The sequence below is a fragment of the Oleiphilus sp. HI0132 genome, from assembly GCF_001635845.1.
On the sequence record NZ_LWGJ01001360.1, the window covers coordinates 1 to 430 of the forward strand.

1 protein-coding gene is annotated in these 430 nt (G+C 43.0%); it reads right to left on the minus strand.

What is annotated here, in order from left to right:
• Positions 1-407, minus strand: a 407-nt coding sequence (locus A3766_RS20845; RefSeq protein WP_156509012.1) for a hypothetical protein, incomplete at its 3' end; no start/stop codon positions are given.
• Positions 408-430 lie beyond the last annotated feature (23 nt).

Genomic DNA, 430 nt, shown 5'->3' on the forward strand with positions numbered 1-430 from the left:
AAGCCGAGCACATCATTAAAGTACTCCTTGCTCCATGAAACATTCCAGATCTCGTTATAGATGGTACGATTCGTATCTTGCTCTAGACTTTTAAAACGCCATACACCAGCATTCACTTGATGATTAGCGGCACTTAGATATTCAAAACCTAGCGCAATTTCAAGCCTGTCTTCTAAGTTTTCAGGCCGACCACTCAGCGCATAAACCGAAGAGAGTTGATTTGTTTTATAGGCCAAATCAAGCTCGTACATAATGCTTCCCCGATTGATACCCAGCGAAAGCCCATAGAGTTCGTAACGCTGACTATAAGGTGTGCTTTGAAAAGTATTCCTATCGATTAGTATGGAGAACTGATTAGCATACAGGCGGGCATAGCTTAACGAGAGATCAAAAGCCTGCTTAGCCAAACTTAAACGCCCTCCCCATTCGT